Genomic DNA, 20,918 nt, shown 5'->3' on the forward strand with positions numbered 1-20,918 from the left:
TCCTGAGGTGCCGGTGGTTCAGGATGCGAGGACGCCCTGGCGCACGGGGCGCCGGTGGCGCGGTACCACCTCGCTTGTCCGCCACGCCGCCGGGGATGCCGACGACGCCGCGAGCCGCTCATTGGGGGCTGTCACGGACCCGAGTCGTCCGGTTCTACTGAGGCCCGCACGGGCCGGTTCTTCCGGAAGGGCTCCCCGGTGATGGCCGGATCAGCGCCCGCGCGCACGAGACGCACCCGCCCATGATAGCGCGCCGGGCGGCGTCGTCCACGTCCGTCCTCTGCCTGGGGGCGGCGGGCGATCCGCAGGACGGGGTTGCTCCGCCCAGGAGACGGCAGCCGCAGCTGCTCCCGGGTGCCGCCCGCAGCAGGACACGGTCGCGGTCAGGGCCGCGGGTCGGTGCGCCCGAGGGCGGCGACCCGGCCCACGAGGATCACAGCCGGGGCCCGCACCCCTCGCTCCTCGGCCGTGCGCGCGACGTCCGCCAACGGCGCGAGCGTGGTGCGCTGCGTGGGCGTCCAGCCCCGTTCCACCACAGCCACGGGCAGGTCCCGGGGGTAGCGCGCGGCGAGCAGCGTCTCCGCTGTCCGCGCGAGGCCGCGCACCCCCATCATGAGGATCAGCGTGTGGCCCTCGCGGTACGGGACGTGGCGCAGCTCCTCGTGGGCGGTGATGACCGTGAAGCCGTGGGCCATGTCCCGGTGCGTCACGGGGATCCCGGCGGCCGCGGGCACGGAGATCGCGGAGGTGACTCCCGGAACCACCTCGGTGGCGATCCCGTGGGCGTGGCAGAACTCCACCTCCTCCCCGCCGCGGCCGAACACGTACGGGTCCCCGCCCTTGAGCCGCACCACCCGGCGCCCCGCCCGGGCCTGGTCCACGAGCGTCTGGTTGATCCGGTCCTGCGTGACCTTGTGGTAGCCGGCGCGCTTGCCCACGTCGATGATCTCCGCGTGCTCCGCGAGCGCCGGGAGCAGGTCCGTGGGGCCCAGCCGGTCGGCGACCACCACGTCCGCGCCGGCCAGAAGGTGGCGGCCCCGCACCGTGAGGAGCCCGGGGTCGCCCGGTCCACCGCCCACGAGGGCCACGGTTCCCGGCTGCTGGGCGTCCGGTTCGAGGTGGTCGCTGGACCGGGAGCCGAGCTGAGCAGGGACGTCGCCGATGCGTGCCTCGTCAGTCTGGTCAATGCGGGGACCCGGCGCCACACGGCCGCCCTGGTGCGGGGAGGGGCCCGCGGAGCTGGGGAGTGCGGGCCCGTCGGTCCCTCCTGGCGACGAGGCGCCCTCCCGCGAGCGCCGCGCCCTGACCGGGATCTCCCCGGTCTCCAGGCGTGCCGCGATCCACGCGGTGACGGCCTTGGCACGCCGTGGGTCCCCGCCCGCGTTGACGGCCACGGTGACCCCGTGGGCCCGCGTCACGGCCGGGACCCACGCGCTGGACGCGGCGGCGTCGCCACCCGTGACGCAGAAGACCCGGTGCTGCTCGGCGGTGCGGGTCACGAGGTCCTGGACGGCGGGCGAGTCCGTGTGGGCCAGCACGAGCCACGCCCCGGCCACGTCCTCAGGGCGGAAGCCCCGGCGGTGCCACGTCAGCTCCCCGGCCTCCGCGAGTGCCCGCAGGTCCTCGTGGGCGCCCGGCGCCACGAGCTCGACGGCCGCACCCTCGGTGAGCAGCGCGGGCACCCGCCGCGCGGCCACCGGCCCGGCACCCACCACGAGCACCCGGCGGCCGGAGAGGTTCAGACCCAGGGGGTAGGTCATGGGCGGGGCACTCCTGAGCGACGGCGGAACGGAAACCGCCATGCTACGTGCGGGTCCGTGGCCCCGTACCCCGGCCGTCACGGGGCGTCACACTCCCCGGACGGGCCTCACTCGGTCGCGGCACCCTGCTTCCAGTAGCCCATGAACGAGATGTCCGCCTTGGGCACCCCGCCGCTGACGCACATCCGGCGCATGGACTTCACGGCCGAGGACTCCGCCGCGAGGAACCAGTACGTGCCGCGGCCCTCGGGGCGCGCCGTGGCCCACACGAACTCGGACTCGTCCTGCCAGGACGCCAGCTCCGTGTGGCCCACCGCCCAGTACCGGCGGGCGTGCTCCGCGAGCCGCTCCCACAGCCACAGCTCCAGGGCCAGGTTGCGCTCGCGGGCGCCGCGCGGCAGCCAGGCCCAGACCAGCTCGGTGCCGCCGTCCAGGACCACGCGGTGGGCGCCGGGCTCGTCGCACGACGCCGCCCGGGCCAGTGCCCGCGGACCCGCACCCGGGACAGCGTCGGCCTCCTCGGGGACCTCCACGGCCACGGTGATGGAGCGCGGGGGCTCGTACGCCCCGCCCGCCGGGCGGTTGACCCGAACCCGCTGCTCCACGCCGTCCACGATCGCGGAGATCGCGGGCAGTGCCGTCTCGTCCCCCGCGATCACCACGTCCTGGCCGGCCGCACGGCCGTCATCCCATGCGGCCCACCACGCGGAGTCGCCGGAGGGTACGAGCAGCCGCGCGGAGTCCCCTGCGCGGACCGTGTCGCCCCACGCGGCACCCGGGCCCATGCCGTGCTCGGCGTCCCCGTGCAGCACCACGTCGATCGCGAGCTCCGGCACCCGCTGCCCCGCGAGCTCCACCGTGGTGGCGTCCCGCACGGTGTAGGTGCGCATCCATCCAGCCTCCTCACGCGGGGCGGCCATGAACTCGCGGCGCCAGCGGGCCATGTCGGCGACATCCACGTCCACCGCTCCACCGGCGGGCGGGATGAGCAGCTTGACGTAGGAGTCCGCCCGGGGCCCGGGGCCCTGCTCACCCCACGGCATGGTCCTCAGCTGCTCCCCCGCCACGTGCACCCGCACGAGGTGCTCGCTGAGCTCCTCGCGCCGGGTCACCGTGGCGTCCACGCACGCCAGCTGGGTCATGCGGGCACCTCCCCGTTCTCCTCGTTCTCGTCCCGGGCGTCCGGGTACGGCCGGGCCGTACCGGTCCGTGGCCCGGACGTGGGTCCGGCCGCCGTCCGAGCCGCCGATCCGACCGTGGCATCCGCCGGGGTCTCGGCCCCCGCAATTCCCGGGGCACGCGACCGGCCCGCCGACAGCGGGATCACCACGCGGGCGTCGGTCACGGGATCGTGCAGCACGCGGGCGTCCATGTCGAACACGCGACCGACCACCTCGTCGGTCATGACCTCCTCCGCCCCGCCGCGGGCCACCACCTGGCCGGCCTTCATGGCCACGAGCACGTCCGCGTAGCGCGCGGCCAGGGACAGCTCGTGCAGCACCATCACCAAGGTGATCCCCCGGGCACGCTGCAGCTCGCACAGGATGTCCAGGATCTCCACCTGGCGGGCGATGTCCAGGTAGGTGGTGGGCTCGTCCAGCAGCAGCACCTCGGTCTGCTGGGCCAGGGCCAGGGCGATCCACACGCGCTGTCGCTGGCCTCCGGAGAGGTCGGTCACGTGGCGGTCCATGAGATCGCGCAGACCGGTGAGCTCGAGCGCCTCGGCCACGGCGGCGTCGTCCTCCGCGCGCCAGCGCCCGAAGGCACCGCGGTGCGGGTGGCGACCGCGCGAGACCAGCTCCCGCACGCTCACCCCCTCCGGCGCCACGGGGTCCTGCGGCAGGAAGCCCACCGTCTGCGCAAAACGGGTGCGGTGCCAGCCGCGGACGTCCTCCCCGCCCACGAGCACCTCTCCGGCGGTGGGGGTCAGCTGGCGCGCGCACGTGCGGAGCAGCGTGGACTTGCCGCAGCCGTTGGCGCCCACGAGCGCCGTGACGCGCCCCGCTGGGAACGTGACGTCCACGTCCGTGAGCACGGGTGCGCCGCGGTAGCCGGCACGCAGTCCGCGCACGGCCACCTCGGACGACGCCGCCCGGACGGTCCGCGCGGCGCTCGCCGCTTCTGCGGGCCGGGCCTCGTGCCGCGGGCTCGCCGCGGTGTCCCTGAGCTCGTCCTCGGGGCTCATGCCTCCGCCTTTCCTCGTCCGATGAGCAGCCACAGCAGCGCGGGGGCGCCGGCAGCCGCGGTGACCACGCCCACGGGCAGCGCCAGGTTGGGCAGCGCCTCGGCGGCCACGTAGTCCGAGACGACCATGAGCACCGCACCCACGAGGGCCGCGTGGTGCGCGTGCCCGGCGCCGCCACCGATGCCGCGCGCGATGGGTGCGGCCATGAAGGACACGAACGCCACGGGCCCCACGGTGGCCGCGGCCACCGCCACCAGGGTCACCGCGAGGGCGAGCGCGATGAGCCTCACGCTCTGCACCCGCACGCCCAACCCAGCGGCGAGCGCATCCCCGGTGCCGAGGGCGTCCACGGCGGGCGTGAGCACCGCGCACAGGGGCAGCAGCACGAGCAGGCAGAGCCCCACCTGCGCGATGTCCTGCCACGAGGCGGCATTGAGCGAACCGGTGAGCCACTGCATCGCGTCCTGCGCGGCGTAGATGTCTGCACGGGTGAGCACGCCGTTGATGGCCGCCCCGGTGAGGGCACCCCCGGCCACACCGGTGAGCACGAGCTTGCCGATGCTGGCATGCGTGCCCCCGGCGGCGAGGATGACCGCCAGCATCAGACCGAAGCCACCCGCCAGCGCGCTGACCGTCACCGCGGCCCCGGAGAGTCCCGCGGTGATCGCCACCACCGCACCGAGTCCCGCGCCGGAGGAGACGCCCATGATGTCCGGGGAGGCCAGCGGGTTGCGCAGCACGCGCTGGAACAGGTGGCCCGCGAGTCCGAAGGCGGTGCCCGTGAGGATTCCCAGGACCGTGCGGGGCAGGGTGATCTGCCACACGATGTAGTCCGCCGGGCCGTCGTAGTCGTGGGCCAGCACCGCGAGCAGGTCCGGAACCGCCACCACGTACTTGCCGAGCGCGATGCGGGCGAAGGACGCCACGGCCAGCACGAGCAGCAGCAGGAGGGTGACCCTCCGGGTGCGGCGACGCGTGCGGGTCCGTCCCGCGCGGACGGCGTCGACCGTCTCCGCGCGGGACGGGAGCTGCAGCGCTGCGCTCATGCCGCCACCGTCCTACCGCGCAGCACGGCCACGAGGGCAGGGGCGCCGATCACGACCAGGGCGATCCCCACCTGGATCTCCCGGTCTGGGACCAGCACGCGCGCCACGACGTCCGCGAGCAGTACGATGGCCGGTCCCGCGAGCAGGCACGCCGGGATCACCCGCCGGTAGGAGACACCCACCACCGCGCGCACGGCGTGGGGCACGAGCAGCCCGGAGAACACGAGCGGGCCCACCAGCGCGGTGGACGTGCCCGCCAGCAGCACCACGGCCACACCGACCAGTCCGCGGGTCAGGGCCGGGTGGGTTCCGAGCCCCCGGCCCAGGGCGTCCCCGAGCGTGAGGGTGTCCAGGGAGCGGGCCAGGCACCAGCCGAGCACCAGACCCGCGACGACCACCGGGGTGGCCACCACCAGGAAGGTGCCGTCCGGGCGGGTGAGCTCCCCCACCTGCCAGCGCCGGAAGGTGTCGAACGTGGCCTGGTGGCTCAGCAGGATCGCGCTCGTGAGCGCGGTGAGCCCCGCGGACACGGCCGCACCCGTGAGGGCCAGCGTCACGGGACGCGCCCCGCCGCGGGCGGCAGTGGCCAGCCCGTACACCGCGACCATGGCCACGGCCGAGCCCAGCGCGGCCAGCCACAGCTGGTTCGCCACACCCGACAGTCCGAACAGCGCGCCGCCTGTCACCACCGCGAACGCGGCACCGGCCGTGAGCCCCAGAATTCCCGGATCGCCGAGCGGGTTGCGGGTGGCTCCCTGCAGCAGGGCACCCGCCACGGACAGGGCCGCTCCGGTGAGCACCCCGGCGGCGGTGCGCCACACGCGGGACTCCACCACGGCGCCGTCGAGCGGGGGCACACCCGGCACAGCGCCGGGATCACCGCCGAAGACCTGCGGCACCACACGCCACGTGCTCGCGAGGTCGATCGGGCGGGAGCCGCACGAGATCGAGAGGACCACCGCCACGAGGAGGACGACCGCCATGACGAGCCAGGGCAGGACCCTGCGCCCCGGGCGCCCCGCAGAGGAGATGCGCGGGGCGTGGGCACCGGCGGTGTCCGCGGCGCCGGAGCGTGTGAGGGGGGTGCTGGCGGGCACGGAGGCTAGGCCCCCAGGGCGTTCTTGATCGCCGGGACGTGGGTGTCCAAGGCGCGCGGCAGGGACAGCGGCGAGGACGAGTAGCCCGAGAGCACGTCCTGCTTGGTCGTCAGGAACAGCCCGTGGCCGGCGGCAATCGCCGGGATGGTCTTGAGCACGGAGTCGGTGCGGAACTTTTCCGCCTGCGCCTCGTCCTCGGCGGCGGCCACGAAGAGGTCGCTCGTGAGCTCGTCCGCGCGCTCCTTGGGCCACTCGCGCCAGAACTCCTTCTCGGAGACGTTCTTGGTGACCACGGGCGCCAGGGTCAGGCCGAGCTCGGTGAAGAAGCGGGGGCGGCCGTCCGAGGGGCCGTAGAAGCCGAGGGCCTGGGAGACGTCCCCGTAGATGAAGCTCTTGCCCTTGGCGTCCCCGAGCTCCTCGGAGCGGGTGCGGATGAGCTCCTCGGTCTGGGAGATCAGCTCGTCACCGGCCTGGGAGCGCCCCAGGGCCTTGGCGGTGAGCCGTTGCATGTCCTGCCACGAGTTCACCCACGGGCCCGTGGGGTAGGCCACCGTGGGGGCGATCTTGGTCAGGCGCCCGTACTCTTCCGCGGTGAGCCCGGAGTTCACGGCGATGATCAGGTCCGGGCTGAGCTGGGCGATCTCGGTGAAGTTCACGCCGTCGGACTCGTCGATGGTCTTGGGCGCCGTCCCGCCCAGCTCGGAGACCTTGGCGTCGAACCAGTCGGTGGAGCCCTTGTCGTTGCCGCCCCACGCCACCTTGGTCATGCCCACGGGAACCACGCCGAGTGCGGCCACGAAGTCCTGGGTGTTGCTCGCACCCACGCACACCACGCGCTCGGGGGCGTTCTCCACGGTGGTGGACCCCAGGGCGTGCTTCACGGTCACGGGGAACGTGTCGGTGGGCGTGGAGGACGTCGAGGCACCCGGTGCGGCGTCCGAGCCGCCGCCGTCCCGGGATCCGGTGGAGCACGCCGCAAGCCCCATCAGGGAGGCCACGGCCAGGCCGGATCCGAGCAGGGAGCGGCGGCTGAGCTGACGACGGGTCTGGGAGGGGTCGCTGGACATGGCTCTCCTCGAGCGGTGAATTTGATAAGGCTTGCCTAACCTAATTCACCCGCTTGAAAACCCGCAAGTGGGCTGACCACACCGGTGCGCACGTTCCCCGCATCGGCGCGGAACCACCGGTCAGGAGGTGGTGCGGATCACCTTGTGCGGTGCCGCCTGGGCCACGGGCTTGAGGGTCAGCGTGTCGATGTTCACGTGGTGCGGCAGCTCCACCGCGAACGCACAGACCTCCGCGACGTCCTCCCCGGTAAGCGGCTCGGCCACGCCCGCGTAGACCTTCTCCGCGGCGGTCCGGTCCCCGCCCAGTCGGTTGAGGGAGAACTCGGGGGTGTGCACGAGCCCGGGCGCGATCTCGACCACCCTCACGTTGTGCTCGGCCTCCTCGAGCCGCAGCGCCTCGGTCATCGCGCGCTCGGCGTACTTGGCGGCGTTGTACCCGGCACCGCCCTCGTACGCACGGATCGCGGCCAGGGAGGTGAGGTTCAGCACCGTGCCCCGTCCGTTGGCGCGCAGCGCGGGCAGGAACGCGCGGGTCACCCGCAGGGTGCCCAGCACGTTGACCTCGTACATCCACTGCCAGCCCTCGGGGTCCGCGTCCGCCACGGAGTCCGTGCCGCGCGCCCCGCCGGAGATGTTGAGCACCGCGTCCACGGTCCCCTGCTCGGTGAGCACGCGGTCCCGCAGCGCGTCCACCTGACCCTGGTCGGTCACGTCCGTGGGCGCGGAGATCGCCCCGGTCTGCTCCGCGAGTTCGGCGAGCCGCTCCTCGCGCCGGGCCACGGCGTACACCGTCCACCCGCTCGCGCGCAGCCGCCGCACCGTGGCCTCGCCGATCCCCGTGCTCGCACCCGAGACCACCGCCACCTTGCCCGTCCCCGCGGTGCCGGGGGTGCCGTATGCCGATTCCGTGTTCTGCGTCATGCCCCGCAGTCTACGGAGCACGACGCCGCACGGCCGGGTCTCGGTGCCCGCGTGCGTTCCCGGGCCGGGTGCCGGGCAACGTCTCGCTGGTGCGTGGACCCGGCGGTGGGGACGGGCCCTGACGCGCACCGGTGACCGGGCGGCGTCGTCCCCCGGGGATTCGAAGCGGGGAAAAACCCCGTGAGAGACTGGGCGCATGGCACACGAGATGACGGGTACAGACACGCCCGAGACCCCCGACCACGCAGCGACCACCGCCACGGTGAGCGTTCCGGATAAGCCGGCCCTGGAGGGCCTGGAGGAGAAGTACGCCGCGCAGTGGCGCGAGAACGGGACCTACGCGTTCCGCGAGGACACGGACCGGGAGTCCGTGTACTCCATCGACACTCCCCCGCCCACGGCGTCCGGCTCCCTGCACGTGGGGCACATGTTCTCCTACACGCAGACGGACGTGATCGCCCGCTTCCAGCGCATGAGCGGCAAGAACGTGTTCTACCCGCTGGGCTGGGACGACAACGGCCTGCCCACCGAGCGCCGCGTACAGAACTACTACGGCGTGCGCTGCGAGCCCGGCCGCCCGTACGTGGAGGGCTACCGCCCGCCCGAGAAGCCCGCCAAGAACCAGCGGGACTGGGACGTGGTCTCCCGCCAGAACTTCATCGAGCTGTGCGAGGAGCTCGCCGTGGAGGACGAGAAGGTCTTCGAGCACCTGTTCTCCACGCTGGGCCTGTCCGTGGACTGGAACCGCACCTACCGCACGATCGACGCGCACTCCCGCAAGGTCTCACAGCTCGCGTTCCTCAAGGACTACGAGGCCGGCAACGCCTACATGGCCGAGGCACCCACCATGTGGGACGTCACGTTCCGCACCGCGGTGGCCCAGGCCGAGTTGGAGGACCGGGAGCGCGAGGGCGCCTACCACCGGGTCTCGTTCCACCGCCCGGACGGCGAGAAGGTCTTCATCGAGACCACCCGCCCCGAGCTGCTGCCCGCGTGCGTGGCCCTGGTGGCCCACCCGGACGACGAGCGCTACCAGCACCTTTTCGGCACCACCGTGCGCTCCCCACTGTTCGACGTGGAGGTGGAGGTGCGTGCCCACGCCCTGGCCAAGCCGGACAAGGGCTCGGGCATCGCCATGATCTGCACGTTCGGCGACCTCACGGACGTGACGTGGTGGCGTGAGCTGGACCTGCCCACGCGGGCCCTGATCGGACGCGACGGCCGTTTCCAGGCCGAGCAGCCCGAGTGGATCGCGGACGGCACCCCCGCCGAGCGCTACGCGGAGGTGGCCGGCAAGACCGTGTTCTCCGCGCAGAAGGCCGTGGTGGACATGCTGCGCGAGTCCGGGGACCTGGACGGCGAGCCGAAGAAGATCATGCACCCCGTGAACTTCTACGAGAAGGGCGACAAGCCCCTCGAGGTGGTCACCTCCCGCCAGTGGTACATCCGCAACGGTGGCCGGGACGCCGAGCGCCGCGACGTGCTGATCCAGCGCGGCCGCGAGATGGCCTGGCACCCCTCGTTCATGCGCTCCCGCTACGAGAACTGGATCGAGGGCCTCAACGGGGACTGGCTGATCTCCCGCCAGCGCTTCTTCGGCGTGCCCTTCCCGGTCTGGTACCCGCTGGACGCCTCCGGGGAGCCGGACTACGAGCACCCCGTGCTGCCCTCCCCCGAGCAGCTGCCGGTGGACCCCGCCGCGGACACCGCCCCGGGCTACACCGAGGAGCAGCGGGACCAGCCCGGCGGGTTCATGGCGGACCCGGACGTTCTGGACACGTGGGCCACCTCCTCCCTGACCCCGCAGATCGCCACGGGATGGGGCGTGGACGAGGAGCTGCACGCCAAGACGTTCCCCATGGACCTGCGCCCGCAGGGCCACGACATCATCCGCACGTGGCTGTTCTCCACCGTGGTGCGCGCCGAGACGCTGGCTGGTTCCGTGCCGTGGACCAACACGGCGCTGTCCGGGTGGATCCTGGACCCGGACCGCAAGAAGATGTCCAAGTCCAAGGGCAACGTGGTGGTCCCCACGGACGTGCTCGAGAAGTACGGCGCGGACGCCGTGCGCTACTGGGCGGCCTCGGCACGCCTGGGAGCGGACACCGCGTACGACGAGGGGCAGATGAAGATCGGGCGCCGCCTGGCCATCAAGCTGCTCAACGCCTCCAAGTTCGTGCTGGCCCAGGGCGTCACCGAGGCCTCCGTGCTGGGCTCCGGCACGGACGCCTCCGTGGTGACCAACGGCCTGGACCGCTCTCTGCTGGCCCAGCTGTCCACGGTGGTGGAGCGCGCCACCGCCGCGTTCCGCGAGTACGAGTACGCCCGGGCGCTGCAGCTGATCGAGTCCTTCTTCTGGACGTTCACGGACGACTACGTGGAGCTCGTGAAGGACCGCGCCTACGGTTCCCGCGGGCAGGAGGCTCAGTCGTCCGTGCACGCGGCCCTGGCCACCACCCTGGATACCGTGCTGCGGCTCTTCGCGCCGTTCATCCCGTTCGCCACCGAGGAGGTCTGGTCCTGGTGGCGCACCGGATCGGTGCACCGTGCGTCCTGGCCCGTGACCGACGGCTACGCCGGTCTTGCGGCCGAGGGCGACCCCGAGGTGCTCACCGTGGTGGGCGAGGCCCTGTCCGGGCTGCGCAAGTCCAAGTCCGAGGCCAAGGTCAAGCAGCGCACCGCGGTGCTCTTCGCCACCGTCAGCGCACCCGCGGCCCAGTTGGAGCAGCTGCGGGCCGGGCTCGACGACCTCAAGGCCGCGGGCAATGCCGCGGACCTCACGCTCTCCCCCGCCGAGGGTGAGCTCAGCGTGAGCGGCGTGGAGCTGGAGCAGACCGAGGAGGCCTGACCCGGTTCCCCGGAGAAACACAACGGCGGGCCCCGGACATCGTCCGGGGCCCGCCGTCTACGGAACGGGTCGGAGGCCTCAGCTGAAGTCGGGGCCCTTCTCGCGGCCGCGCTTGAGCTCGTAGAACCCCGGGTAGGAGGCCAGCGCCAGCGCACCGTCCCAGACCTTCCCGGCCTCTTCGCCCTTGGGCGCGGGGGTGAACACGGGGCCGAAAAAGCCGACGCCGTTGACGGCGATCACGGGCGTGCCGATGTCCTTGCCCGCGACGGCCCGGGCCTCGTCCGTGGAGGCGCGCAGGGCGGCGTCGTAGTCCGTGGAGTCCTCGGCGGACGCGAGCTCCGCGGGCAGCCCGACCTCCGCGAGGGACTCGGTGATGATCTGCTCCAGGCTGTCCATCCCGCGGGGGTGGCGGCGCGTGCCCATGGCGTCGTAGAGCTTCTTGCGGTACTCGTCCCCGTGCTGCTGCGCGGCCGCCTCGACCACGCGCACGAGCCACATGGACTCGTCGTGGCCGTGGTGGTGGTTGTCCGGGTTGTCCTCGTTGAGGATGCCCAGGGAGATGATCTTCCAGTCCACCTCCACGTCACGGACGCGCACGACCTCCTCCATCCAGCGGGAGGTCATCCATGCCCACGGGCACAGGGGGTCGAACCAGAAGTCGACGTGCTGCTTCTCAGCCATGAGAGTTCCTTTCGTTGGTTCGTGCGGCGTGTCACGCTGACTTGTGACGACGCCGCTCGGCCTCGATCATCTCGTGCGTGAAGATCTCGGGGTCCGCGATCTTGGCCACGGCGTCCTCGGTCACGAGCACGGCGGCGATGTCGTCCCGGCCCGGGAGGTCGAACATGACGGGCATGAGGATGTCCTCGAGGATGGCCCGTAGTCCGCGGGCACCGGTGCCGCGCTCGAGCGCGAGCTTCGCGATGGCCTCCAGCGCCTGGGGGTCGAAGGTGAGCTCCACGCCGTCCAGCTGGAAGAGCTTGCGGTACTGCTTGACCAGCGCGTTGCGCGGTTCGGTGAGGATCCGCACCATGTCCGCCACCGAGAGCTTGGACAGCGTGGTCACCACGGGCAGGCGGCCGATGAACTCGGGGATCAGGCCGAACTTCAACAGGTCCTCGGGCTGGACCTGCCCGGCGATGTCCACCTCGGTGGTGTCCTTGATGGGCGCGCCGAAGCCGATGCCCTTCTTGCCGGTGCGCTGCTGCACGATCTCCTCGAGACCGGCGAACGCACCGGCCACGATGAACAGCACGTTGGTGGTGTCCAGGTGCAGGAACTCCTGCTGGGGGTGCTTGCGCCCGCCCTGCGGGGGCACCGACGCCACGGTGCCCTCGAGAATTTTCAGGAGCGCCTGCTGGACCCCTTCGCCCGATACGTCACGCGTGATCGAGGGGTTCTCCGATTTACGAGAAATCTTGTCGATCTCGTCAATGTAAATAATCCCCTGCTCCGCTTTCTTGAGATCGAAATCAGCGGCCTGGATGAGCTTGAGGAGAATATTCTCGACATCTTCACCGACATACCCGGCTTCCGTCAGGGACGTGGCGTCCGCGACCGCGAACGGCACGTCCAGCTTCTTGGCCAGCGACTGCGCGAGGTAGGTCTTGCCCGAGCCCGTGGGGCCCACGAGGAGGATGTTGGACTTGGCCACCTCGATGGCCTCTTCTTCCCCCTCCGCTCCAGCAATCGCGAGCGTGTGCCCGGAGACCCCGGCGCGGATGCGCTTGTAGTGGTTGTACACCGCCACGGCCAGCGCCCGCTTGGCGGGTTCCTGGCCGATCACGTACTCCTGGAGGTGGTCGTAGATCTGCTGGGGGCGCGGGAGCTCCGTCTGGTCCGTCTCCGGGACCTCGGTGAGCTCCTCCTCGATGATCTCGTTGCACAGCTCGATGCACTCGTCGCAGATGTAGACGCGCGGGCCCGCAATGAGCTTGCGCACCTGCTTCTGGCTCTTGCCACAGAAGGAGCATTTGAGCAGGTCAACGCTCTCTCCGATGCGCGCCATGTGTCAGCCTCACAGTTCGTCGTGGCGGGTGCTGGGACCACTCTAGGCGAGGGGCGGGCGGTGCACCCAATCACCACCGCGGTGTCATGGGCACCCCGCCGGCGCTCGAACGGGACGCGGCCACGGCGGGCACCGGGTGCCCACCGTGGCCGCGTTCCACGCCGTGACAGACCGCGTCAGGCCTGGGTCACCGTGGAGGGCTTGTTGATCTTGCGGGAGTCCAGGACCTGGTCGATGATCCCGTACTCCTGCGCCTCCTTGGCGGTGAGGATCTTGTCGCGCTCGATGTCGCGGTTGATCTCCTCAACGTTCTTGCTGGTGTGCAGCGCCATGGTCTCCTCGAGCCACGTGCGCATGCGCATGATCTCGTTGGCCTGGATCTCGATGTCCGAGGCCTGGCCGCCGCCCTGGCCCTCCATGGCGGGCTGGTGGATCAGCACGCGGGCGTTCGGCAGCGCGAGGCGCTTGCCCGGGGTGCCGCCGGCCAGCAGCACGGACGCCGCCGACGCCGCCTGGCCCAGGCACACGGTCTGGATCTCCGGGCGGATGTACTGCATGGTGTCGTAGATGGCCGTCATGGCCGTGAACGAGCCGCCCGGGGAATTGATGTACATGGTGATGTCCCGGTCCGGGTCCTGGGACTCCAGCACGAGCAGCTGCGCCATGATGTCGTCCGCCGAGGTGTCGTCCACCTGGACGCCCAGGAAGATGATGCGGTCCTCGAACAGCTTGGTGTAGGGGTTCTGGCGGCGGTAGCCGTACGGGGTGCGTTCCTCGAAGTCGGGGATCACGTAGCGGCTGGTGGGCAGCTGCGGTGCAGTGGCGTGAGGGAGGTTCATGAATCCGTCCTGAGAAGTCTGTGGGTGTGTCGTGGCGGGGCGGGGCGCGACTACTGCGCGTCCTTCATGGTCCCGCCGCCGCCGGTCACGTTGCTCGCGGACTGCGCGATGTGGTCGAAGAAGCCGTACTCCAGGGCACGCTGGGCGTCGAACCAGTTGTCGCGGTCGTTGTCGCGCAGGATGGTCTCCAGCGTCTGCCCGGTCTGCTCGGCGGTGAGCTCCGCGAGGCGCTGCTTCATGGAGAGGATCAGCTCCGCCTGCACGCGGATGTCCGAGGCCGTGCCGCCCATGCCGCCCGAGGGCTGGTGCATGAGGATGCGGGCATTGGGGGTCGCGTAGCGCTTGCCCTTGGTCCCGGAGGAGAGCAGGAACTGCCCCATGGACGCCGCCAGACCGGTGGCCACGGTGACCACGTCGTTGGGGATCAGCTGCATGGTGTCGTAGATGGCCATGCCCGCGGTCACGGAGCCACCCGGGGAGTTGATGTACAGGAAGATGTCCGCCTCGGGGTCCTCGGCGGAGAGCAGCAGCATCTGCGAGCAGATGAGGTTGGCGTTGGTGTCCTTCACCTCGGAGCCCAGCCAGATGATGCGCTCCTTGAGCAGACGGTTATAGACGTAGTCGTCCTGACCGCCCGGCGCCATGTCCTCCATGCGCGGAGAGGCCGGTGCGGCACCGTACGGCTGGTGGGGAGTGGAGGTCATGAATGCCCTCTTTCTTCTGGAAGGGTCGCCGCGGCTCGCCGGACGAGCGCGGGGCCCACGTACATTTCCTGAGTCAGAAGCGTAGTGCTCACCGTGTCCACCCAGCCCCAGATCCCGGGGCTGTTCGCTGGTGGCGCATGGTGGCACGCCCACGGCGAAACGCCGCGGCCGCCCCCGGTGAAGGGGCGGCCGCGGCGTCGTCTCACGCGTGCTCCGCCGGGGCGGAGTGGAGGATCACTCGCTGTCGGAGGCCTCGGCGTCCTCGTCCGCGGTGCCCACGAAGGAGGACAGGTCCACGGTGTTGCCCTTGGTGTCGGTGACCTTGGCGGTCTCCAGAACCTTGGCCAGCGCCTTGCGGCGGCGGACCTCGCCCACCATCATCCCGGCCTGGCCGGAACCGTCGAGCATCTGCGCGAACTGGTTCGGGTCCATGCCGTACTGCTGGGACATGGAGATGATGTAGTCGATCAGCTCGGACTGCTCCACGCCGACCTCTTCGGCCTCGGCCACGGCGTCCAGAATGATCTCGTTGCGGAACGCGGTCTCCGCGTTCTTGCGGACCTCGGCGCGGTGCTCCTCGGTGTCGTGGCCCGGCTCCGCGGAGGCCTGGGCCTGCTCGGAGTCGAAGTGCTGGGAGATCTGGTCCTCGATGACCTTCTCGGGCACGGGGACCTCGATGAGCTCCACGAGCTTGTCCAGGACCTTGTCGCGGGCCTCGATGCCCTGCTCCACCACGGCGGACTCGGCGGCCTGCTTCTTCAGGTCCTCCTTGAGCTCGGCAATGGTGTCGAACTCGGAGGCCAGCTGGGCGAACTCGTCGTCGGCCTCGGGCAGCTCGCGCTCCTTGACGGCGGTGACCTTGACCTTCACGGTGGCCTCGGCGCCGGAGTGCTCGCCACCGGCCAGGGTGGTCTCGAAGGTGGCGTCCTCGCCCGCCGAGAGACCAGTCACGGCCTCGTCGATGCCCTCGAGCATGGTGCCGGAGCCCACCTCGTAGGAGAGGTCGTTGGCGGCGTCGACCTCGTCGCCGTCCACCAGGGCCTGCAGGTCCAGGGTCACGTGGTCACCCTCGACCGCGGGGCGGTCCACGGACTTGAGGGTGCCGAAGCGGGCGCGCAGCTCGTCCAGGGCCTTCTGCTCGTCCTCGGCGGTGGCCTCGCGAGCCTCCACCTCCACCTCGAGGCCCTTGTAGTCGGGCAGCTCGATCTCGGGGCGGATGGCCACGGAGATCTCCACCTTGGTGTCGGCCTCGCGGTCGTTCTCCTCGGGCTTGGAGAGCACCTCCACCTGCGGCTGGGAGAGCGGGGTCAGCTCGTTCTCCGTGAGGGCCTGCTGGTAGAAGTTGTTGAGGCCCTCGTTCAGGGCGTTCTCCACCACGAAGTCGAAGCCCACGCGCTGGTCGATGAGCTTGGAGGGCGTCTTGCCCTTGCGGAAGCCGGGGATCTGGATCTGGTTGGCCAGCTCCTTGTAGGTCTCCTGCACGAAGGGCTTCAGATCCGCGTACGCGATGTCAATCGTGATCTTCGCCTCGGTGGGGTTGAGTTTCTCGACGGCGCTCTTCACTTCCGCTGTACTCCTGGGGTCGTTGGGTGCTTACGGCAACGGACCGGGGTCGGTCCGGTGGGTCGACGGGCGCTGCAGCACGGGTGCTGCGGTGCCCAGACGTCGGGGTGACAGGACTCGAACCTGCGATCTCCTGCTCCCAAAGCAGGCGCGCTAGCCACTGCGCTACACCCCGTGGTCGCGAGCTCGCCAGGCGGGCCGCGGGATCCCGCGCGAGCGCGGGACGAGGGCGCCGGACCACTCGGAGCGGGCCGACAACGTTCCACTCTATCGTGTCGCGGGGCCACGCCCGGAAATCGGGGCCCGGGACCGCGGGCGAGTGGAAGGCGGGGAGGGCCTCGTGTACTCTTTTCACGTCACCGGGGGCGTAGCTCAATGGTAGAGCCCCAGTCTTCCAAACTGGCTACGCGGGTTCGATTCCCGTCGCCCCCTCCAGACCCACCGAGAACCCCGCAGCGCCCGGCGTTGCGGGGTTCTCCGCATTTTGACGACGCCGCACGGTCACCGCAGCGGGCCGGCTGAGCTCCCCGAGTTTCCGGGCGTCCCCGACCTCAGGCCTGACAGCTCGGGCACCAGTACAGGCCTCGACCGTTGAGGTCCTTCTTCAGCACGGTGGCCCCGCACCGAAGGCACGGCTTCCCGTGGCGGTGGTAGACGTAGTTGGCGTGCTCGGGCCAGGCCTCGGCCTCGGACAGCCCGGGGCGGTCTACGGGATCCGTGGTGATGATCCTGCCCACCCGCACACCCACGGCCATGAGGGCCACGTTCTCCTCCCACAGCCCCAGCAGGTCCTCCCGCGTGAGCGAGGTGCCCGGGGTCATGGGGTCCACTCCGCGGCGGAAGAGGGACTCGGCCCGGAAGATGTTGCCGATCCCCGCCACCACGTGCTGCTCCATCAGCAGCACCCCAATGGGCCGTCGAGACCTCCCCGCGGCGGCGACGAACGGCTCGGGGTCGGCCTGCGGATCCAGCGGGTCCGGACCGAGCTTCGCCTCGGCGGCCGCGGCCTCCTCGGGGGTCTCGGCCACGCACAGCGCGGGGCCGCGCAGATCAGCCCAGCCGTGCTCCCCCGCGAGCCGGACCCGCACCGCACCCACGGGGGCCTCGGGGACCACCCGCCCGGCGTCGTCGTGGGCCACGGGGGCCGCCGCGGAGCCGGACTCGCGCTCCCCCAGCCGGCGCGGCGCGCCGATCGACGACGCCGCCGCGAACGTCTCGTCCCCCGCGAAGCTCCACGCGCCGTAGATGCCCAGGTGCGAGCGCAGCACGATGACGTGCGCGGGGTCATCCGGCGCGGCGAAGTCCAGGTAGAGGTGCTTGCCGTGGGCCCTGGAGCGCGTCAGCACGCGGCCGTCCAGCAGCGCGGCACCGGCGGAGAAGCGCCCCTGGGGACTGCTCACCCGCAGCTGCTGCCCCTCGAAGAGGTCGGACAGCTGGCGCGCGAGGCGGTGGACGGAGTGGCCCTCGGGCACGGGTGCGGGCCCGCTCAGTTCGCGGTGAAGGGGCGCGCGGTGACCGCGGACAGCTTGCCCGCGATGTCCCCGGTGCGCTCGTACTCGCCCAGCTGGGCGATGCGGCGGACGTGGCGCTCGTCGCCCGAGAACGGCTCCGCGAGGAAGGTGAGGGCGAGCCCGAGCGCCTCCTCGAACTCGTGCTGACGTCCACCCAGCGCCATCACCTGGGCGTCGTTGTGCTCCCGGGCGAGCTTGGCGGTGTCCTGGTTCCACACGAGCGCGGCGCGGATGCCCTCCACCGTATTGGCCGCCATCTGCTCACCGTTGCCGGAACCACCCAGCACGATCCCCAGGGAGTCCAGGCCGTTCTCCCGGTCCTCCTTGACGCCCAGGGCGGCGCTGATGCAGAACGCGGGGTAGTCGTCCGCGGCGTCGTACTCCACCGGCCCGTGGTCGATCATCTCGTACCCGTGCTCGGTGAGCTTCTCCATGAGGTGGTGCGAGAGCTCGAGGCCGGCGTGGTCGGTGGCGATGTGCACGCGCATGGGTGTCAGCAACTCCTGGCTTGGCGTGGGCGGTGCGCCGGGCGGCGCCCGCGGGGTCGGTGTGTGACCCCCACTGTATCGCCGCCTTCCCACACCCTCGGGCCGGGCGGCCGGTGTCCGCCACGCGCTGCCCGCCTGATGCGTGGGGATGTGTGGCGGCTGTCATAATGACTGAATGCGCCGCGTGCGCATGGACTTGTCGTCGAGGAGAGGAACGCCGTCGTGCCCGGAACCAACCTGACCCGAGCGGAGGCCGCCGAGCGCGCCAAGGTCGTCTCGGTGCAGTCGTACCGAGTGGAGCTGGACCTCACCGAGGACCCCCGGACCTTCCGCGCGCGCACCACGGTGGCGTTCACCGCCGAGCCGGGGACGAGCACGTTCATCGACGCGATCACCGCCTCGGTGGAGTCCGTCACCCTCAACGGTGCGTCCCTCGACCCCGCCGAGGTCAGCGACGGCGAGCGCATCCAGCTCCCGGGGCTCGCGGCGCAGAACGAGCTGGTGGTCGAGTCCACCATGCACTACATGAACACGGGCGAGGGCCTGCACCGCTTCGTGGATCCGGCCGACGGCCAGGTGTACCTCTACTCGCAGTTCGAGGTCGCGGACACGCGCCGGATGTTCCCGGTGTTCGAGCAGCCGGACCTCAAGGCCACGTTCCAGTTCTGCGTGACGGCCCCCGCTGAGTGGGCCGTGGTGTCCAACCAGCCCAGCCCCGAGCCCGTGGCGGTCTCCGAGGGCGTGGCCCGCTGGGACTTCTCCCCCACGCCCGTGATGTCCTGCTACGTGACCGCGCTGATCGCCGGCCCGTACCTCAGCACCCACGACAGCCTGGTCTCCTCCGACGGCCGCACCGTCGAGCTGGGGCTGTACGCACGGCGCTCCCTGTTCGAGCACATGGACGCCGAGGAGATGTTCGAGGTCACCAAGCAGGGCTTCGAGTTCTTCGAGTCCCAGTTCGACACCCCCTACCCGTTCGAGAAGTACGACCAGCTCTTCGTGCCCCAGTTCAACGCGGGCGCCATGGAGAACGCGGGTGCGGTCACGTTTGTGGAGTCCTACATCTTCCGCTCCAAGCCTGCCCAGGCTCTCGTGGAACGCCGCGCCATCACTGTGCTCCACGAGCTCGCGCACATGTGGTTCGGGGACCTGGTGACCATGCGCTGGTGGAACGACCTGTGGCTCAACGAGTCCTTCGCGGAGTACATGTCCACCCTGGCGTGCGCGCAGAACACGCAGTACACCAACGCCTGGACCACGTTCGTGGCCGGGGAGAAGTCCTGGGGCTACGCGCAGGACCAGCTGCCCACCACGCACCCCATCAAGGCCGAGATCCCGGACCTCGAGGCCGTGCTCGTGAACTTCGACGGCATCACCTACGCCAAGGGCGCCTCCGTGCTCAAGCAGCTGGTCGCGTGGGTGGGCCAGAAGGAGTTCATGGCCGGGCTCAAGCGGTACTTCGACAAGCACGCGTGGTCCAACACCGAGCTCTCCGACCTCATGGTGGAGCTCGAGGCCGCGAGCGGGCGGGACCTGACCGACTGGTCCGAGCGCTGGCTCGAGACCGCCGGGGTGAACACCCTGGTCCCCCGCGTGGAGACCGACGACGACGGTGTGATCACCTCCTTCGCGATCGAGCAGATCGGCCAGGAGGGCCACCCCACCCTCCGCCCCCACCGCGTGGCCGTGGGCTTCTACGACCACCACGAGGACACCGGACGGCTCACCCGCACGTTCCGCGTGGAGCTGGACGTGGACGGCGAGCTCACCGAGGTCCCCCAGCTCGTGGGCCGGGAGCGCCCGGACCTGGTGCTGCTCAACGACGACGACCTCGCCTACGCCAAGATCCGCCTGGACGAGTGCTCCCTGGCCACCGCCATGACCCACCTCGGGGACTTCGAGGAGTCCCTGCCCCGCTCGCTCGTGTGGGCCGCGGCCTGGGACTCCGTGCACGACGGCGTGAGCCCCGCGAGCGACTACGTGGACCTGGTGCTGTCCAACGTGGGCCACGAGACCGACTCCACGGCCGTGCAGGTGCAGCTGCGCCAGCTGGACACCGCCCTGGACCGCTACCTCGCCCCGGAGCACGCGGACGAGGTGCGTGCACGGGCCGCGGACACCCTGTGGGACCTCACGGCGGCGGCTGCGGCGGGCTCCGACCACCAGTGGCAGTTCTTCCGCGCCTTCCTGCGCCGCGCCTGCACCGAGGCGCAGGTCGACCGCGTGGCGGGCTTCTCCCGCGGCGAGGGAGTGCCCGAGGGCGTCGAGCTGGACACCGACACGCGCTGGGCAGTGCTCACGGCGCTCGTGGCCGCGGGCCGCGCTGGGACCGACGAGATCGAGGCGGCCCTGCGCGAGGACAACACCGAGACCGGCGCGATCGCCGCCGCAACCGCCCGCGCCGCCGTGCCCACCCCCGAGGCGAAGGCCGAGACCTGGCGTCTGGTCGTGGAGCAGGGTGCCCTGCCCAACTCCCAGCAGCAGGCCGCGATCGCCGGCTTCTTCCGGGTGCACGACGACGCCCTGCTCACCCCGTACGCCGCCCGCTACTTCGCGGAGGTCACCGGCGTGTGGCGTGAGCGCACCCACGAGCTGGCACAGCAGATCGCCGTGGGGCTCTTCCCCCGCAGCGCCACGCAGGAGACCGTGGACTCCGCCCAGGATTTCCTGGACGAGCTGGACCCCGCCCACAGCGGTCTGCGCCGGATCGTGCTGGAGCGTCAGGACGCCGCGCGCCGGGGTGTCCGCGCCCAGCAGGTCGACGCCGCCCGGGCCGAGCACCCCGCCGACAGTTCGGACTCCGAGCAGTGAGCCCCGACCCCGATCCCGCACGGGAACCGCACCCCACCGGCCCCGGACCCCTGTCCCCGGACGCGGCCGC

16 protein-coding genes and 2 tRNA genes are annotated in these 20,918 nt (G+C 71.3%); 3 read left to right on the plus strand and 15 right to left on the minus strand.

Annotated elements, in window-relative coordinates:
* Positions 1-383: 383 nt before the first annotated feature.
* From cobA to HMPREF2833_RS11130, 7 genes are all read right to left on the minus strand, one after another.
* Positions 384-1,760, minus strand: coding sequence for a uroporphyrinogen-III C-methyltransferase (gene cobA, locus HMPREF2833_RS11100; protein ID WP_070638244.1), 1,377 nt, complete (start codon positions 1,758-1,760; stop codon positions 384-386).
* Between the two features lie 107 nt (positions 1,761-1,867).
* Positions 1,868-2,902 carry a siderophore-interacting protein gene (locus HMPREF2833_RS11105; protein WP_019309028.1) on the minus strand — a complete coding sequence of 345 codons (1,035 nt, stop codon included), beginning with the start codon at positions 2,900-2,902 and terminating at the stop codon, positions 1,868-1,870.
* Positions 2,899-3,945, minus strand: a complete 1,047-nt coding sequence (locus tag HMPREF2833_RS11110) for an ABC transporter ATP-binding protein (protein ID WP_070638247.1) — start codon at positions 3,943-3,945, stop codon at positions 2,899-2,901. The genes HMPREF2833_RS11105 and HMPREF2833_RS11110 overlap by 4 nt, the downstream gene beginning before the upstream one ends.
* On the minus strand, positions 3,942-4,991 hold the full coding sequence (locus tag HMPREF2833_RS11115; protein ID WP_070638251.1) for a FecCD family ABC transporter permease: 1,050 nt from the start codon (positions 4,989-4,991) through the stop codon (positions 3,942-3,944). The genes HMPREF2833_RS11110 and HMPREF2833_RS11115 overlap by 4 nt, the downstream gene beginning before the upstream one ends.
* A complete protein-coding gene (locus HMPREF2833_RS11120) occupies positions 4,988-6,088 on the minus strand; it encodes a FecCD family ABC transporter permease (RefSeq protein ID WP_070638254.1) in 1,101 nt (366 codons plus the stop codon). The genes HMPREF2833_RS11115 and HMPREF2833_RS11120 overlap by 4 nt, the downstream gene beginning before the upstream one ends.
* 5 nt (positions 6,089-6,093) lie before the next feature.
* Positions 6,094-7,155, minus strand: coding sequence for an ABC transporter substrate-binding protein (locus tag HMPREF2833_RS11125; protein WP_070638257.1), 1,062 nt, complete (start codon positions 7,153-7,155; stop codon positions 6,094-6,096).
* Positions 7,156-7,275: 120 nt separating this feature from the next.
* A complete protein-coding gene (locus HMPREF2833_RS11130) occupies positions 7,276-8,076 on the minus strand; it encodes an SDR family oxidoreductase (RefSeq protein ID WP_039100555.1) in 801 nt (266 codons plus the stop codon).
* A gap of 196 nt (positions 8,077-8,272) precedes the next feature.
* On the opposite strand from HMPREF2833_RS11130, the gene valS reads away from it, so the two are divergent.
* Positions 8,273-10,924 carry a valine--tRNA ligase gene (valS, locus tag HMPREF2833_RS11135; RefSeq protein WP_070638260.1) on the plus strand — a complete coding sequence of 884 codons (2,652 nt, stop codon included), beginning with the start codon at positions 8,273-8,275 and terminating at the stop codon, positions 10,922-10,924.
* Positions 10,925-11,002: 78 nt separating this feature from the next.
* Here valS and HMPREF2833_RS11140 read toward each other — a convergent pair whose 3' ends face one another.
* From HMPREF2833_RS11140 to HMPREF2833_RS11165, 6 genes are all read right to left on the minus strand, one after another.
* Complete coding sequence (locus HMPREF2833_RS11140) at positions 11,003-11,605, minus strand: mycothiol-dependent nitroreductase Rv2466c family protein (protein WP_070638263.1); 603 nt, start codon at positions 11,603-11,605, stop codon at positions 11,003-11,005.
* Positions 11,606-11,636: 31 nt separating this feature from the next.
* Positions 11,637-12,932, minus strand: coding sequence for an ATP-dependent Clp protease ATP-binding subunit ClpX (gene clpX, locus HMPREF2833_RS11145; RefSeq protein ID WP_070638266.1), 1,296 nt, complete (start codon positions 12,930-12,932; stop codon positions 11,637-11,639).
* A 176-nt stretch (positions 12,933-13,108) separates the two neighbouring features.
* Positions 13,109-13,771: an ATP-dependent Clp protease proteolytic subunit gene (locus HMPREF2833_RS11150; RefSeq protein WP_019309019.1), complete on the minus strand. Its 663-nt coding sequence runs from the start codon at positions 13,769-13,771 to the stop codon at positions 13,109-13,111.
* Positions 13,772-13,821: 50 nt separating this feature from the next.
* Positions 13,822-14,475: an ATP-dependent Clp protease proteolytic subunit gene (locus tag HMPREF2833_RS11155; RefSeq protein ID WP_039100550.1), complete on the minus strand. Its 654-nt coding sequence runs from the start codon at positions 14,473-14,475 to the stop codon at positions 13,822-13,824.
* A 234-nt stretch (positions 14,476-14,709) separates the two neighbouring features.
* Positions 14,710-16,038 carry a trigger factor gene (tig, locus tag HMPREF2833_RS11160; protein WP_019309017.1) on the minus strand — a complete coding sequence of 443 codons (1,329 nt, stop codon included), beginning with the start codon at positions 16,036-16,038 and terminating at the stop codon, positions 14,710-14,712.
* A gap of 102 nt (positions 16,039-16,140) precedes the next feature.
* A tRNA-Pro gene (locus HMPREF2833_RS11165) sits at positions 16,141-16,213 on the minus strand.
* Between the two features lie 186 nt (positions 16,214-16,399).
* Here HMPREF2833_RS11165 and HMPREF2833_RS11170 point away from each other — a divergent pair.
* Positions 16,400-16,473, plus strand: a tRNA-Gly gene (locus HMPREF2833_RS11170).
* Positions 16,474-16,589: 116 nt separating this feature from the next.
* Here HMPREF2833_RS11170 and HMPREF2833_RS11175 read toward each other — a convergent pair.
* Both HMPREF2833_RS11175 and HMPREF2833_RS11180 read right to left on the minus strand, forming a co-directional pair.
* Positions 16,590-17,510 carry an Fpg/Nei family DNA glycosylase gene (locus HMPREF2833_RS11175; RefSeq protein WP_070638269.1) on the minus strand — a complete coding sequence of 307 codons (921 nt, stop codon included), beginning with the start codon at positions 17,508-17,510 and terminating at the stop codon, positions 16,590-16,592.
* Positions 17,511-17,524: 14 nt separating this feature from the next.
* Positions 17,525-18,037: a ribose-5-phosphate isomerase gene (locus HMPREF2833_RS11180; protein WP_019309015.1), complete on the minus strand. Its 513-nt coding sequence runs from the start codon at positions 18,035-18,037 to the stop codon at positions 17,525-17,527.
* 222 nt (positions 18,038-18,259) lie between these two features.
* Between HMPREF2833_RS11180 and pepN the strand changes: the two genes are divergently transcribed.
* On the plus strand, positions 18,260-20,848 hold the full coding sequence (pepN, locus tag HMPREF2833_RS11185; protein WP_070638272.1) for an aminopeptidase N: 2,589 nt from the start codon (positions 18,260-18,262) through the stop codon (positions 20,846-20,848).
* The last annotated feature ends 70 nt before the right edge of the window (positions 20,849-20,918 follow it).

This window comes from Kocuria sp. HMSC066H03, assembly GCF_001812045.1.
GTDB classification, from domain to species: domain Bacteria; phylum Actinomycetota; class Actinomycetes; order Actinomycetales; family Micrococcaceae; genus Kocuria; species Kocuria rhizophila.